Below are 13,540 nucleotides of genomic sequence, written 5' to 3'. Positions count from 1 at the left end.
CCGGGGATTTCCGGCGGCCCTCCGGGACGCGAATGGTGTGGCGGGTCTAACCGGTGGCTGCGCTGCGCTTGCGCACCGGCTAAGTTCCGATGCCCCTCCGGGGCGGGGAGGGATGCTGATGTTCCCCATGGCATGTCCTTCCGCTACGATGAGTGTCGTAGTTCGTGGGCCTGCTTGCACTACGGTGAGTCGCCGAGCAGGCGGTCCGGTCGCCACTTGCCATCGATATGGCAGCCGCGCAGATACCATGCGCCGCTCCGGGTGCGGGAGAAAATCGCATAAAGGCGGTAGTGGCGTCGGCCGGGGCTGAAGCGATCTACATAGGTGTCGCCGGATTCCGTCGTGTGCACGACGATTTCACCGGGCTCGCCTTTGTAAGGGGCGGACAGCAGCTTGATAAAGCTCCCGAACTCGAAGGAGTCCGGCTTGTCGAGTCCGCGTTCGGCGATGATCGCCCTGGCTTCGGCGCGATGTTCCTCCGGGAGTTCGGTCATATCCGGGATGGGGACGGAGAGATACAGGGAGCGCCCGCACCACGCGACATAGCCGAGGGTGAGCACGCCGAGGCTGCCGAAGAGCAGGAGCGCGCGCTTCTTCTTCATGGCGCCGCGTCGCCGGCCTTGCGCAGGCGGCGGCGTTCGATGGTCTCGCTGCCGGGGACGTAGTCGGTGACCATGGCGGTCCAGCCGATGCCGGTGCTCCAGAAGACGATCTGCCGGTTCGTGTATCGGAAGGGGACGCGCATGCGGGAGGCGGAAACGTTCTCCGGGCCGGTCCACGGGCCGATGATGACGGGCTCGGGATCGCTGTCGTAGGGCTGGGCGAGCAGTTCCAGGAAGCGCTTGGTCTCGAAGGGCTCCGGGTCGGTCAGGCCGTGCTGCTTGATCAGGGCGCGGGCATCCGCACGGTATTCCTCCGGCAGCTCGGTCATCTCCGGAGTGGGCACGTGGAGGTAGAAGATGCGGCCGCACCACGCGGCGTAGCCGCCGACCAGCAGGGCGAGCGTGGCGAAGAGGAGGAGGGCGCGCTTCTTTTTCATGCGGAGCGGGTGATGGAAGGATGAGGGGGATATACGCGCGATGGCAAGGCGGGTCTTTGGAGTAGCGGCCGGCGGGGTGAGTCTGCCCGGAGACGGGCATGGGGTTCTCTCTCGCGGACGCCCCCAGCCGGAAGTACAAGATTCCTTCCGCTACGATAGATGTCGTAGCACGCGGGATAGCCTCACTTCGCCGCGGGCTTGGCGTTCGCCTTCCCCTTCACCTCTTTCTCGTAGTAGGCCTCGGCTTCGTCGATGTCCTTGAAGACGGGCAGGCCGAGCTCGGTGATGAGCGTCTCAAGTTCCTCGAACTCCCATGAGGAGGCGATGATCTCACCCGGATGGGCGTGACCGAGTTCGCACAGGAAACAGATGGAAAGAGCTGCCACCGGTTTGCCCGCTTTATCGTGGAAGACGAATCCGTGATGCGGCAGGAAACAGGCATCGCCCTTGACGCTGGCCGTGCAGGGGCGCACGGACTTCAGCAGGCGTTCGGCCTGTGCGGGGCTGAGTTTCGCTCCCTCCGGGTTCACCACGTTGGGGTGGAGCTTGCCCTCTTTGAGGATGGGTTCGCGGCCCTCCCATGATTGGATCCACTTGCCGCCCGGGAAGTAGAGGTAGCCTCGTAATTCCGCATACTCCACGTCCGGCCAGGTGGCGCTCATCGCTTTCTTCGCGGGAGCCGTTTGGTCCGTGCTGCTCTTTTCCGGATCTGCCGAGACCGCGAAGGTGGCCAGAGAGAAGATCAAAGGAATCGTGGCGATGAACTTCATGAGAAAGTTGCCTTATCAAATCGGCCGTTAAGAGGAAGTCGATTCGTGGCCGCTCACTTCCCCGCGGGCTTGGCTTTTACCTTCACCTCTTTCTCATAATAGGCCTCGGCTTCGTCGATATCCTTGAAAACGGGCAGGCCGAGCTCGGTGACGAGTTTCGACAGGGCGGCGAAGTCCCAGGTGCTGAGGTTCTTGTTCCCGGGTTCGGCGCGGCCGTTCTTGCACAGGAGGCAGGGAGAAACGTGAGCGACGATCTTGCCCGCCTGATCGTAGAAGACGAAGCCGTGGTGCGGGAGGTAGCAGCCGGTGCCTTGGCGCGGCCACTTCGCCGGGCGGATGGCATCGAGCAGGCGGGTGGCTTGTTCCGCGCTCAGCTTCGCGCCCTCGGGATTGGTGGTGGCGGGGTGGAGCTTCAGGCCCTTGATGATGGAATCCTCCGCGCCCTCGCCGAGGAGGTCTCCCTGACCGGGGAAGTACAAGTAACCTCGTACTTCCGCATATTCCACATCCGGCCAGGTGGCGCTCATGCCGGCCTTTTCCAGGATAATCTCCTCCAGCGCGGCCATGTGCGGGTCCTTCGGGTCGATCAAGCGGTCGAGCTCATCCTGCCCGGGCAGTTCGTCCAGGGGATCCAGCGGGGCGAGCGGCACGGGATCCGGCAGCATCAGCGGCGGCTTGGGCTCCGGGCGGACCGGGGCAGGTGCTTCCTCCTCAGCGTGCAGGGTGAGCGCGGCCAGGGTGAGCAGCAGGGTGGGGATGAGCTTCATGCTGCGGACCTGTAGCAGGCGGGGGCGGGCAGGGGAATGTGGGAATAGTTTCCCCTTCCGCAAAGGCGTAGGCGCGGAGTCTGTCCTTGGTGATGCCGGGGCAGGCTGCTAGATAGGCCGGACTGCGCGCGGGGGATATCTCTCCGAAGCAGTTCCCCCTTACTCCTCCTCCACCATGTCCCGCAGAGATCCCTACGATGTGCTCGGCGTATCGCGCACGGCCACGCCGGAAGAAATCCGGAAGGCTTACATCCTGCGCAGCAAGCTCTTGCACCCGGACCGCTTCGATCAGGTCTCGCAGCGGGCGGAGTGGGAGCTGGCGAATGACATGCTGAAGGAGCTGAATGCCGCCTATGCCACGCTGAAGGAGGCGGGCGCGCAGGGGCGGGCCCCGCAGCCTGCACCCGCAGCGGCCGCATCGTCATCATCATCATCGTCATCTTCCTCCGCGGGGCAGCGGGCCTATCAGGCACCACCGCAGCCTGCTCCCGCGCCTGCCGCTCCGGCATCGGGCTCGGGCACTTGCCATTTCTCCGATCTGCCGCCGGCGGTGCAGCAGCGCCTGCGGGACCGCGTGTCCGGGCAGAACAAGGTGCAGTACCGCGTGGCGCAGGGCGGGGTGGGCTGGAACTACTTCCTTGCCATCGTCTTCAGCGGCTGGTTCTGGTATCTCTACACCATGGGCACGGCCTCGCTGCGCTGGCGGGAGGGCGAGCAGCAGTGGCTCATGGGGATCTCCCTGGTGGTGGGCGTGCTGCAGGGGCTGAACCTGCTGCGCATCGTGCGCTGGCATCGCTCCGCGCTGAAGTCATGGCTGCTGATCACGCCGCTCTACATCATGCGCACCCGCTTCGACCGCGTGTGGTACTGGCCGCTGTGGGAGCTGGAGGACGTGCGCGCCACGCATCACCACCGGAATGGCAGCTACCAGCATACCAGCGTGCGCATGATCTTCGGCACGAAGTCCGCGGAGGAGTTCACCGTCTCGCCCGAGCTGACCTACTCGATCATGGCCGGGGTGATCAATAGCTTCCGGGACAAGATCCGGGTGGCGGTGAATCAGCGGGACCACGCCTACTTCGCGCAGGAGGATGACTTCCGCGAGCTGGCCTCGCATCCGCCGCTGAAGCGTTCCACGGCGCGGCCGGTGATGGCGGCGGGCATCGTGGGTGCCAGTTTCGCGGCCTACGCGCTGGCCTTCTCCGTGGCGCAGGCGGGGAACAAGGACCGGCCCTACTACCGGGAGCATGAGGTGCTGGGGCTGGCGTCCGCGGGCTCCTCATCCTCCTCGTCGTCGTATCCATCCTATTCATCGCCGGCGAAGGACCCGGCGCCCTCGCGCCCGTCCTCCTACGATGGGGGTCGTAGATACAGCGATGACCGGCTGCTATCGGACTACGATCGATATGCGGATGCAGGGCAGCCTTACCGCTTCTCCTCGCCGCCGAAGCCGGAGAAGCTGCCTTCCTACGCGCGGGATCCCATGGCGGATTTCCTGGCGGCGAATCCGGTGGACCCGGAACCGCCGAAGCCGGCCCCTGCACCTGCCGCGAAGCCGAAGCCGGAGAAGCCGCCCTTCACCCAGCCGGAGAAGCCGCTGCCGAAGGACGGCGAGGTCCGCATGACGAACCGCAAGCAGAAGCGCCTCGCGCCCTTCGAGATCAAGTCCGCCTACGACAGCCACCACCTGGTGAAGCTGGCGGATGCCGCGACCGGCAAGCCGGTGATGACCGTCTTCGTCCGCGGCGGCAGCACCGTGAAGGTGGACGTGCCGCTGGGGAACTTCACCGTGAAGTATGCCTCCGGCGACAAGTGGTATGGCGATACCTACCTCTTCGGTCCGGACACTGCCTACTCCAAGGCGGATGAGGCCTTCAACTTCCGCCAGACCGGCAACCAGGTCAGCGGCTACACCATCACCCTCTACAAGGTCGAACACGGCAACCTCCAGACCGAGGAGATCGAGGCGGAGGAGTTTTGAGGTGGGGGGCTCAGGCCGGGAAGTGGAGCGGGAATGTCCCCTGCTCTGCGAGGAAGGCGAGCACCTGATCCAAGGCTTGCTCCGCCTCCTCCCATGGGATCGCGCTGAGCGAGGCATCGCCTTCGTAGGCTCGGCGGATGAGCTCCGGGTTTTGCTTGAAGGTGACCGGTCCCTCGCAATCGACGCGGCGGCTCTCGCAGGCGAGCCGGAACTCGGCGGCGGCTGCGGACCAGAAGCGGTGATCGGAGATCGGGCGTGCGTTCAGGATGCGGCTGAGATCGTGGAGATCCTTCACGCGCATTGCCCGTTCGCCGCCGCTCATCTTTTGCCGGTAGGCAGGGAGCGAGGTGAGGAAGGCCCGCAGCTTTTCCCCGGCGATGCGATGCAGCGTGTAGGCTTGGATGCTGGCGCCATCGATCGCCAGTTCACACACCGCGTGCGGTCCCAAGGGCTCGGGTGCGGCAATCTCCAGCTCCAGAACCGGCAGGCCGCGCACCCCGCGGAAACGTTCATCGGTGAGGCGGATCTCCGCCACCAGCATGTCCCAACCACGGGGGTGCGGGAAGCGCGGCGGATTCCTGCGCACGGCCACGGAGTCGAGCGTGAAGCGGACCGGATCCTGGTCTTCGAAGTGACGGTGCAGTGCTGTTAGAAGATGTTCCTGGAACCATGCGGCCTCTTCTTCAGGGCCGGACATGCTCTCGTGGAAGTCGGCATCCAGATTCGAATCGATATCGAGTGACTGCCGCGTCGTGCCGAGATGGAGATTCAGGATGCGTGCGCCCTTGAAGATGATGACGCGCCTCAACTCCAGCTGGCGGGCGATGGCTTGCAAAACTTCCTGCAGCACGGAGTCCTTCCATGCGCGCTGTTGGTCGGGGCCCATGGTGAGGTCAGGGAAGGGTCACGCCCCACCCGGAGGAGACCCGGGAGTAGTCGAGGCCGTGGAGCAGCGGGATGGGTTCTGCATCCGCGGTGTGCTGCCAGCGTGCCTTGGCCGCTCGCAGGCGCGGGGTGAGGGCGGGCTCCTCCGATGCATCTAGTAGTTCGAGCATGGCGCCCGTGCGGCGGTCGAAGTCATCGCGGGCGATCGCTTCGAGATGGCGGGCCATGCGCTCGGGATTCCAGCGGCGGAGGCCGCGCTCCCATGCCTCCAGCACGGTGGCCTCCCCGCCGCAGCGGAGCGGGTGGAGCAGGGTATCCAGCAGGGTCTGCTCCAGCGTGGTGGTGCGCAGCAGGGTGCGCGGCCCTTGCTGGCGGAGCTGGGTGCCGGGGACGAGGCTGCGATCCCGGCGGGTGGAGTAGCAAGGGATGCCCTGGTAGTGAAAGCGCAGGGTGCCGAGCGGATCGCGGGGTTTGCGCGGGCCGGTGGTTTCGGGCTTCGGCTTCGGGGTTTTTGCGGCGGGTGTCGGCGGCCGCGGGTCTTCCAGGCGCGCGATGTGGTAGAAGGCCGGGAGCTGGGTGCTGAGCTCGTGGAGCTCCAGTGCGCCGAAGTAGCAGAGCACGCCGCCGGGCTCGGCCCCTTGGAGGAGCTCGGGCACGCCCGGCAGTTCATTCGCGGGGGCCTCCATGTCGATCAGGTAGAGGTGCTCGTCCTTCTTCCCGGCGGGCGTGAGGGTGGGGAGGAGCTTGGCCCAGCCGATGTGCACCATGCGCTCGATCACCTCCCGGGCCGGAGGGAAATTCGTCGTCAGCTCCGCCACGTGGGCCTGCGCAATCGAGGCGATCTCCCCGGCCAGATCCGAGTGACGCCAGACCCGGGACACGGGGTGAGCCGAGTCGGTGGAGCTGAGAAGCGAACTCAACCCGCTGAACACGAGATCCCAGCGCTCCTTCAGGGGAAGGGGCGAGAGGGGCTCCTTGTTCTCTTTCTCGTATGCCATGGCGATGTCTTACAAGACATCGCCATGGCATACGAGTGGTGTCAAACGAATAAACTTGGCAAAGTCGGATATACCAGCCATCCTCCGGATGCGGTAAACCGCATCCGGAGGATGGCTGGCGTTATCACCGTTCTCCCTTACTCCACCCCCACCAGCACGGCGTCGATCCTGCCGCCTTCGAGGGTTTGGATGTCCGGGAACTCCTTGTTGAGGGATCGGAGGACGGGGATGTTGCCGAAGGTGTCGGCATCCTCGCCGGGCTGGGCTTTGCGGTAGGCGAATTCCTTCAGGGTGGCGCCTTGGCCGTCGGAGTAGGCGACGATGCTGCCCTTCCGCGGGAAACCCTGCCCGTGCCAGTGCTTCACGATGATGAGCGCGCCGTCCCGGATCTTCGGCTCCATGGAGCGGCCGAAGACGCGCAGCGCGTAGTGATCCGCCGGGTAGTCCCGGGAGACGCGCACGGGCTCCGGCTGGATGTCCGAGGAGATGCGGGCGCCGGCGGCGATGCCGCCGTGCAGGTCCAGCCAGTGCTCCGCCTCCTCCAGCATGCGGCTGGCGGAGAGGGCAGGCGGCAGGGCGATCACCTTGTCCCGCGCGATCCGGCCCACCTCGGCATCGCAGGTGTGGATGATCCATTCCTCCAGGGTCATGCGGGATTCCAGGGCGGCGCGGGAGTAGTCCCGGAAGGTGGCCAGATCCACCTCCACGCTGAAGATCTGCGGCTGCGGGTCCTGCCGCTGGCGGCGGGTCTCCTCCGCCTGCCGGTCGTCCTCCATCAGCCGGCCGATCAGGGCCAGGGTGGCGAGGGGGATCTCCTTCGGGCTGGAGAGCCAGTTGTCCACGGTGCGCTTGCTGATGCTGCCGCATTGCGCGGCCAGCCAATCGCGGCTCCGGGCGGTGGTCTTTAACCACTCTTTAATGTCTTCTTTGCTTGGATTCATGGAGATCGAATACACCCTAAGGTGCAATAAGTCGAGAGGTATTTTCGCTAATCGGTGTATTTTTGGGCTTGTCGGATGCACCCGAAAGCGTAACTTTGGTGTATGTCCCGATTGCCCGATGCCACTTCGCGTCGCGTCCTGATTCCCATTTCCGGGTTCGGTGAGCCGACGAAGGATTACCTGTTAGCCGCCGCGAATGCGGGGCTGCCGCCGGTGGCGGCGGTGAAGGCGCTGTTAGACCGGGCGGCGGTCCGTCGGGACAGCCCGGAGCCGCAGTCGGCTGCGCCGGATAGCCGTGTGAGCAGCGAGCAGTGATCCGTGGAAAGGGCGGTCCCGGGTGGGGCTGCCTTGGTTTCCCGATTCTCCGCCATGGATCACTGCTCACTGATCACACGGCACCTTCCCTTTTCCCCTAACTAGCGAAACGACACCATGAAATACCCTGAGAGCAATATCAGCATCTTCGATATCGAGACGGCCCCGGACCTGGAAGCGGTGGGCCGGCTCAGCCCGCCCTTCGACCGCTCGGCGGTGAAGGTGAGCCACATCCGCCATGAGGAGCGGGTGAAGGCGAAGATCGAGCGGGAGGAGCAAAAGTACTGGCAGGTCATCCACCGGAAGGCCGCGCTGAATCCTGCTACGGCACGCGTCGTAGCCATCGGCGTGCACCATCCGGGGGTGAATGCCTTGATCCTGGATGGCACGGAGCAGGAGCTGCTGCGGGCCTTCTGGCGGGAGTTCCGCCTGGCACCCACCTGGGCCTTCTGGTCGGGGAATAACGGGCGCAGCGCCTTCGATCCGCGCTTCCTGATCGTGCGTTCCTGGGTGAACCGGGTGCCGATCCCGCCGGCGGCCTTCGCGGCGCGGGGCGGTCCGGGGAAGCTGGCACCGGGCGCCTGGGTGGATCTGGCGCCGCTCTACCTGATCGGTGCGGAGTCCGGCAGCACCTGCTCGGCGAACCGGGCGGCGCGCACGCTGGGCCTCATCGGGCGGGATCTCGGCTGGGCCACCATCCTGGACAAGGATGACCTGGAGAAGCGAGGGGTGACCGGCGCGAACTTCCACGAATGCTGGGGGGACGAGCTGCGCAAGCCGCTGGCCCGGCAGTACCTGCTGAATGATCTGGCGATCGAGCGGGCGATCGCGGACGTGCTGCTGGGAAGGGAGGTGGCGGCATGAACGCGGGTGAGGAACATGCCATCGCCTCCGGATCGGAGGCGGAGCGGATGGTGCGCGTGGACCGCGTGCGGATGAGCGGGCAGGCGCCGGACTTTTCCACCGGCGTGCTGCTCCGGCAGGGGAATGCGCTGTGCTACGAGATCTATCGTACCAAGAGCCTGCCGAGTGCCTGCCGCATGGCGCTGCTGGACCATCCCGGCGGGGAGGTGCTGCAGACGCGCCGGGTGATCGAGCTGGCGGATGATCCGGAGCAGGAGGCACAGGCGGCGTGAGGGGCGTGGTGCACCGGGTGCGCCGACTTTAGTCGGCTTGGATGGTCGGGGTCATGGTGAGGAGGAGTCGCTGGGGTGGCTCGCCTTCCGTCCAAGCCGGCTGAAGCCAGCGCACCCGGTGCTGGCGCTACAACACGAAGCCACCCTCATCGCCACGCCATCAAGGGCACGTAGTCCCGCCTTCAGGCGGAAGAAGCCGCTCTCACATGCCGCCACGGCCATCGTAGCGGGGCGGCTTCGTCGTTCCGGCTGGGGGTGTGCGCGAGAGAGAAGCCCATGGCGATCCCGGGGCGGATGCAAGCAGCCGGGAGCACGAAGTGCCCCCGCTACGGCGGATAGGATGAAGGGACACGCCAGATGGGTTCGTCCGCCTGAAGGCGGGACTACGTGCCCTTGACGGCGTGCCTCGTGGGCGGATGCGAAGGACGATCTAACAGAAATTACACGACATGATCATAGAGATTGATTTGATTTACCATTGGAAGTTCGAAGCGCTGGCCGCGATGGTGGGGGAAGGGCGGGCACTTGGTGTGCTGGTGCGCCTCTGGGGCTATGCGCAGGCGCGGAAGCAGTGGATCTTCCAGATGGATCCGCTGAAGCTGGCCTCGATCTGCGCGGTGCGGGAGAATGTGGAGGCCTTCTGGGAACACATGACGGGCCGTGCCGGCTGGGTGGAGGACAAGGGCGGCGGCTGGTACGAGCTGCGCGGCTGGGCAAATGTGAACCGCTCGATGATCAATGCCTGGACGACGAAGACGAAGCGTCTGCCCTGGATGGACGAGTACGAGGCGGCCCGAGCCAAGGGTGAGGCACCGGCGGAGATTCCCGTGGTGGCTGCGGGACGATCGGCGGATGCATCGCCCGATCGTTTGAAGGTACCCGTGCAGGCATCGCAGGACCCTACTCATAGAGGAGATAGATCAGAGGAGAGAGAGGAGATGGATGAGATCGAGGGAAGGGAGGAGAGGGATGGGGTGATGCCAAAGCCCGGGGGGCAGGAGCCTCCGGCGGTATGCACGATGGAGCAGGCCATGGCCTACGGGCCGATGTGCCAGCTATCGCCCGAGGGGGCGGCCTTCTGGTGGCACACGCGGAACGCCGCGGACTGGTATCGGGGCACGGCCGGTGGTGGACCGCTGCGGAAGGTGAGCTCCTGGCAGAGCGATATGGCCACCTCCCGGGCATGGGCGGAGGCCGGGGCGGCGAAGCAACGGGAGATCGGCAAGGACGGCAAGCCGAAGAAGGTGCTCAGGCTGTGAGGCGGAGACATGGGTCAGTGGTCATGGGTCATTGGTTGGAGAGATTACTATGAATGTCGTACCACCAGTTGCGGAGGGTCCGGAGAAGTCGGTGCTATCCGGCCTGCTGCGGGATGAGAAGATGCTCGCCCGCGGGAAGGCGGAGGGGCTCGTGGAGGAGCACTTCGGCATCCCGGCGCATGCGAAGTTCTTCCGCTACCTGGGCGAGCGCGTGGCGGCAGGCAAGGAGCTGGACCTGGTCTCCGTGGTCACGGACCTGCAGGCCAGCGGTGCGATCGAGGAGCTGGGCGGGCCGGGGGCCATCGCGGGCATCTATACCTATGCGCCGAATACGGCCCACTGGGAAGCGCACGTGGAGATCCTGCGGGACTTTCTCGCCCGGCGTCGCGCGCTGGCCGCGGCGCTGGCGATCGCAGAGCAGACGGGGAATGCAGATGGTGCGGCGCTCACGGTGGCCCTGCGCGAAGCTACGGAATCCACCAGTGCGGCCCTGTCCGAGCGCAGCGGCCTGATCCCGGCGGGGGAGGCGGTGGGCGCCTTGATCGCGCAGATGATGGAGAGCGCAAGTAAGGGCTCGATGCCGGGGCTGACCACGGGCATGGATCCGCTGGATGCGGCCACGGGCGGCATGCGGCCGGGAGAGCTGTGGGTGATGGCGGCGGAGCCTTCCTGCGGGAAGTCCGTGGCCATGCTGCAGGCGGTGGCGGCGGCGCTGAAGGGCGAGCGGCGGGTGCTGGTGATCTCGCTGGAGATGGATGCGGCGGCGGTGGTCTCGCGCATTGCCTCCTGCACGGCGCGGGTGCCGTACGAGATCTTCACGCGGCCGCAGGGGATCGCGCGCGGCATGCTCTCCCGGGCGCAGCGGGCGCTGGAGGAGATCAGCCAATCCGCGCTCACGATCCATGATGGCGGCGGGCTCACGCTGGAGCGCATCACCGGCATCGCGCGCGCGGAGAGCGATCGCCACGGCGGGCTGGACCTGGTGGTGATCGACTACCTCCAGCTGGTGGAGAGCGCGCGGCGGCGCCGGGACGAAACGCGGGAGCAGGAGGTGGCGGCGGTCTCGCGCGGGCTGAAGGCGCTGGCGAAATCGCTGAAGTGTCCGGTGCTCACGGCATCGCAGTTGAATGACCAGGGGAAGCTGCGGGAGAGCCGGGCGATCGGGCAGGATGCGGATGTGGTGCTCTACCTGGAGGAGGACGGGATCCGCGCGGCGAAGATGCGGAATGGCGAGAGGGGGACGGTGTTCCCGTTGTTTCTCAACGGTCGGCTGCAGAGGTTTGAGGGGAGGCAGGCCGCATCGTAGCGGAAGGACTCTCGTCCTTCCGGCTGGGGGAGGATGCGAACAAGTACCCCATGGCGCTCTGCGGGGAAATGCGAGCCGCCGGAAGGACGAGAGTCCTTCCGCTACCACGAATACTACGATGAAAACCGTACTTGGAGATATCCGGAACGAGGCGCTGCTGAAGCTGGGCCAAGCGATGGCGGCGGAGGTGGTGGCGCGCTGTGTGGAGGCGGCGGCGCGGCAGGCGGGCTGCCCGTGGCGGGAGATCATGGGGCCCACTCGCGGCTCTCCCCGGGCGGCGCGGGGGCGGGTGGTCGCCATGCTGGCCTGCGTGAAGATGGGTGTGAGCCCGCGCATGACGGCCCGGGCCTTCGGGCGCTCCCGCCGTGCGGTGTGCGATGCCATGGCCACAGGCAGGCCGGGCCGGGCGAGGCGGGATGCCGCGGTGATGCAGGACTTCGAGGAGGTGATGGGGCGGATCGGGAAGATCTGAGGGCTGGAGGCAGGGACCGCTCGGAGAGCGGTCAGGCGGGGGATGGGAGGACATGATCTATCAGATCGGGGATCGCGATGAGGGCTCTGCTGCTTACCTTGAGTCCCGGTAGGGACGGCAGAAATTAGCCGGTGGCGTGAGCCACCGGTATTGAGAGACCACCAACCGAGTCCCGGCAGGGACGACACGGAGTTGAATGACCAGAAGCGCCGCGGACTACGGATGCTTCACCGTTCGTCGGAGTGTAGCACCCGATCCGGGATGAGCGCGGACGCTGGAATGGTTGACTCCGTGTCGTCCCTGCCGGGACTTCGGACATGGCGCCGTCGTTTCCGGTGGCTTACGCCACCGGCTAATTTCTGCCGTCCCTGCCGGGACTTTGGAGGCGGAGATTTGCCGATGTGAGCGTGACCCCTGACTTTGTGATCTTGGAGGCGTAGCGCTTTCTCTATCTACGATGTGCGTAGTAGCAAGATCCCCGTAAATAGATTGCCCCGCGATGCCTTGCCGGGGAGGGCGGGGGCATCGCGGGGCGGGGAGGTTGTTTCCTCGGGGAGATGGTAGCCCGTATCGATCAGGCGCGGCGGCGGCGCAGGACGATCCCGCAGAGACCGACGAGGCCGAGCAGGCTGCTGGAGGGCTCCGGCACCACGTTCATGGAGAAGTGGGTGGTCCAGGAGTTGTTGTTTTCATCGGGGGTGAAGCCGTGACGTCCGTCCAAGAGGGTTATCAAGCCGAGATCCGATTCCTCCTCCTCGCCCCATGAAAGATAGTCCCAGGCATAGGGACCATCGAATTCGTAGGTGTCGGGGGTGGCGCGGAAGCTGATAACGTATTCGGTGTTCTCCTCGAAGGTGAAGTTCAGACCGATGGTCTGTGGGCCTGCTCCCTCGGGCAGGGCAGAGCTTCCGCTGCCGAGGATGGCACCGAGAACAGCCTGTTCACCCTGTCCTTGGTAGATCACGAACTCATAGTTCCCGGCCGTGACGCCGCCGTGCCAGGTGATCTGGTCGATGCTGAAGGTTTCGTTCGCGCGGATATAGATCGAGCGTCCGCCCAAGACGGAGCTTTCCGAATCCGCAGTATTCCAGGTGTAGCCGGTGGGCGTGAGGTCCAGCACCGTGGCGGCACCGGCGGATTGCAGGCCGAGGGCGGCGGCCGCGATGAGCAGGGCTCGGGAGAGGGCGGTTTGATTCATCAAGTGGTCTGTGTGTGTAAGGGTCCTGGCGAGGGTGTGTGGGTGCTCGCCGAGGGGCATGGGGGTAAGGGGTGGAGCGCGTGGGGGACAAGGAATGAATGGAAACCTACGGATTTGCGTTATGCAGAAATCCGGTTGCTGTCCGGTTTTGCCCCGCGTGGAGGGATTCTGTTAGAAAATGGGGGTAGGGGCGGGGTAGGGGATACGATGGGCCTAGTAGGTGGGGGCGGGGAGTGCCGAGTGATCAGTGGAAAGGCAGGAGATGCGGACGGAGCTGGGGCGGGATTCGTTCCGCTACGATGGGTGTCGTAGGTGGGGAGTGGTGAACCCTTTTGCGGCGAAGCCGCTTTGGAGCAACGGTGTTCTACTCAAGGACGAATTCCGGCGTTTTGAGCAACGAGTTCATTACCGTGAGCATCTGTCGCATCACTGCGGTTAAAGCCACCTTCTTCGGTTTGCCTTTCGCTACCAGC

At 65.5% G+C, this 13,540-nt stretch carries 15 protein-coding genes; 7 read left to right on the top strand and 8 right to left on the bottom strand.

What is annotated here, in order from left to right:
• Positions 1-179: 179 nt before the first annotated feature.
• The 4 genes from OJ996_RS22050 to OJ996_RS22035 form a co-directional block, all read right to left on the bottom strand.
• A complete protein-coding gene (locus OJ996_RS22050) occupies positions 180-602 on the bottom strand; it encodes a hypothetical protein (protein ID WP_264515860.1) in 423 nt (140 codons plus the stop codon).
• Complete coding sequence (locus OJ996_RS22045; protein WP_264515859.1) at positions 599-1,039, bottom strand: hypothetical protein; 441 nt, start codon at positions 1,037-1,039, stop codon at positions 599-601. Before OJ996_RS22045 ends, OJ996_RS22050 begins: the two co-directional genes overlap by 4 nt.
• Before the next feature lie 182 nt (positions 1,040-1,221).
• Positions 1,222-1,809, bottom strand: a complete 588-nt coding sequence (locus tag OJ996_RS22040; protein ID WP_264515858.1) for a hypothetical protein — start codon at positions 1,807-1,809, stop codon at positions 1,222-1,224.
• 53 nt (positions 1,810-1,862) lie between these two features.
• On the bottom strand, positions 1,863-2,576 hold the full coding sequence (locus tag OJ996_RS22035) for a hypothetical protein (RefSeq protein WP_264515857.1): 714 nt from the start codon (positions 2,574-2,576) through the stop codon (positions 1,863-1,865).
• A 175-nt stretch (positions 2,577-2,751) separates the two neighbouring features.
• Between OJ996_RS22035 and OJ996_RS22030 the strand changes: the two genes are divergently transcribed.
• Positions 2,752-4,557 (top strand): J domain-containing protein, encoded by a 1,806-nt coding sequence (locus tag OJ996_RS22030; protein WP_264515856.1) that lies wholly within the window; start codon positions 2,752-2,754, stop codon positions 4,555-4,557.
• Between the two features lie 10 nt (positions 4,558-4,567).
• Here OJ996_RS22030 and OJ996_RS22025 read toward each other — a convergent pair whose 3' ends face one another.
• The 3 genes from OJ996_RS22025 to OJ996_RS22015 all read right to left on the bottom strand — a co-directional run bounded on the left by OJ996_RS22025 (position 4,568) and on the right by OJ996_RS22015 (position 7,381).
• A complete protein-coding gene (locus OJ996_RS22025) occupies positions 4,568-5,443 on the bottom strand; it encodes a nucleotidyl transferase AbiEii/AbiGii toxin family protein (protein ID WP_264515855.1) in 876 nt (291 codons plus the stop codon).
• A 7-nt stretch (positions 5,444-5,450) separates the two neighbouring features.
• Entirely contained in the window at positions 5,451-6,440 is a 990-nt protein-coding gene (locus tag OJ996_RS22020) for a type IV toxin-antitoxin system AbiEi family antitoxin domain-containing protein (protein ID WP_264515854.1), read from the bottom strand.
• 137 nt (positions 6,441-6,577) lie between these two features.
• Positions 6,578-7,381: a S24 family peptidase gene (locus tag OJ996_RS22015; RefSeq protein WP_264515853.1), complete on the bottom strand. Its 804-nt coding sequence runs from the start codon at positions 7,379-7,381 to the stop codon at positions 6,578-6,580.
• Positions 7,382-7,483: 102 nt separating this feature from the next.
• Between OJ996_RS22015 and OJ996_RS22010 the strand changes: the two genes are divergently transcribed.
• From OJ996_RS22010 to OJ996_RS21985, 6 genes are all read left to right on the top strand, one after another.
• Positions 7,484-7,696, top strand: a complete 213-nt coding sequence (locus OJ996_RS22010) for a hypothetical protein (RefSeq protein WP_264515852.1) — start codon at positions 7,484-7,486, stop codon at positions 7,694-7,696.
• Positions 7,697-7,813: 117 nt separating this feature from the next.
• Positions 7,814-8,560 carry a 3'-5' exonuclease family protein gene (locus tag OJ996_RS22005; RefSeq protein WP_264515851.1) on the top strand — a complete coding sequence of 249 codons (747 nt, stop codon included), beginning with the start codon at positions 7,814-7,816 and terminating at the stop codon, positions 8,558-8,560.
• Positions 8,557-8,832, top strand: coding sequence for a hypothetical protein (locus OJ996_RS22000; RefSeq protein ID WP_264515850.1), 276 nt, complete (start codon positions 8,557-8,559; stop codon positions 8,830-8,832). The genes OJ996_RS22005 and OJ996_RS22000 overlap by 4 nt, the downstream gene beginning before the upstream one ends.
• Positions 8,833-9,281: 449 nt before the next feature.
• Positions 9,282-10,091, top strand: a complete 810-nt coding sequence (locus tag OJ996_RS21995; protein WP_264515849.1) for a hypothetical protein — start codon at positions 9,282-9,284, stop codon at positions 10,089-10,091.
• A 49-nt stretch (positions 10,092-10,140) separates the two neighbouring features.
• Positions 10,141-11,397, top strand: coding sequence for a replicative DNA helicase (locus tag OJ996_RS21990; RefSeq protein ID WP_264515848.1), 1,257 nt, complete (start codon positions 10,141-10,143; stop codon positions 11,395-11,397).
• A 118-nt stretch (positions 11,398-11,515) separates the two neighbouring features.
• On the top strand, positions 11,516-11,869 hold the full coding sequence (locus tag OJ996_RS21985; protein WP_264515847.1) for a hypothetical protein: 354 nt from the start codon (positions 11,516-11,518) through the stop codon (positions 11,867-11,869).
• A 574-nt stretch (positions 11,870-12,443) separates the two neighbouring features.
• Here the strand turns inward: OJ996_RS21985 and OJ996_RS21980 are convergent.
• Positions 12,444-13,067 carry a PEP-CTERM sorting domain-containing protein gene (locus OJ996_RS21980; protein ID WP_264515846.1) on the bottom strand — a complete coding sequence of 208 codons (624 nt, stop codon included), beginning with the start codon at positions 13,065-13,067 and terminating at the stop codon, positions 12,444-12,446.
• Positions 13,068-13,540: the final 473 nt, after the last annotated feature.

The organism is Luteolibacter rhizosphaerae, from assembly GCF_025950095.1.
Taxonomy (GTDB): Bacteria; Verrucomicrobiota; Verrucomicrobiia; order Verrucomicrobiales; family Akkermansiaceae; genus Haloferula; species Haloferula rhizosphaerae.
The sequence above is the reverse complement of the archived record's forward strand: the minus strand, read 5'-3'. Positions and strand labels throughout refer to the sequence as shown.

Coding starts and splice junctions, on each gene's coding strand:
- OJ996_RS22030 (WP_264515856.1), top strand. CDS start 2,752: ATGTCCCGCAGAGATCCCTACGATGTGCTCGGCGTATCGCGCACGGCC.
- OJ996_RS21985 (WP_264515847.1), top strand. CDS start 11,516: ATGAAAACCGTACTTGGAGATATCCGGAACGAGGCGCTGCTGAAGCTG.
- OJ996_RS22015 (WP_264515853.1), bottom strand. CDS start 7,381: ATGAATCCAAGCAAAGAAGACATTAAAGAGTGGTTAAAGACCACCGCC.
- OJ996_RS21980 (WP_264515846.1), bottom strand. CDS start 13,067: ATGAATCAAACCGCCCTCTCCCGAGCCCTGCTCATCGCGGCCGCCGCC.
- OJ996_RS21995 (WP_264515849.1), top strand. CDS start 9,282: ATGATCATAGAGATTGATTTGATTTACCATTGGAAGTTCGAAGCGCTG.
- OJ996_RS22005 (WP_264515851.1), top strand. CDS start 7,814: ATGAAATACCCTGAGAGCAATATCAGCATCTTCGATATCGAGACGGCC.
- OJ996_RS22045 (WP_264515859.1), bottom strand. CDS start 1,039: ATGAAAAAGAAGCGCGCCCTCCTCCTCTTCGCCACGCTCGCCCTGCTG.
- OJ996_RS21990 (WP_264515848.1), top strand. CDS start 10,141: ATGAATGTCGTACCACCAGTTGCGGAGGGTCCGGAGAAGTCGGTGCTA.
- OJ996_RS22000 (WP_264515850.1), top strand. CDS start 8,557: ATGAACGCGGGTGAGGAACATGCCATCGCCTCCGGATCGGAGGCGGAG.
- OJ996_RS22020 (WP_264515854.1), bottom strand. CDS start 6,440: ATGGCATACGAGAAAGAGAACAAGGAGCCCCTCTCGCCCCTTCCCCTG.
- OJ996_RS22050 (WP_264515860.1), bottom strand. CDS start 602: ATGAAGAAGAAGCGCGCGCTCCTGCTCTTCGGCAGCCTCGGCGTGCTC.
- OJ996_RS22035 (WP_264515857.1), bottom strand. CDS start 2,576: ATGAAGCTCATCCCCACCCTGCTGCTCACCCTGGCCGCGCTCACCCTG.
- OJ996_RS22025 (WP_264515855.1), bottom strand. CDS start 5,443: ATGGGCCCCGACCAACAGCGCGCATGGAAGGACTCCGTGCTGCAGGAA.
- OJ996_RS22040 (WP_264515858.1), bottom strand. CDS start 1,809: ATGAAGTTCATCGCCACGATTCCTTTGATCTTCTCTCTGGCCACCTTC.
- OJ996_RS22010 (WP_264515852.1), top strand. CDS start 7,484: ATGTCCCGATTGCCCGATGCCACTTCGCGTCGCGTCCTGATTCCCATT.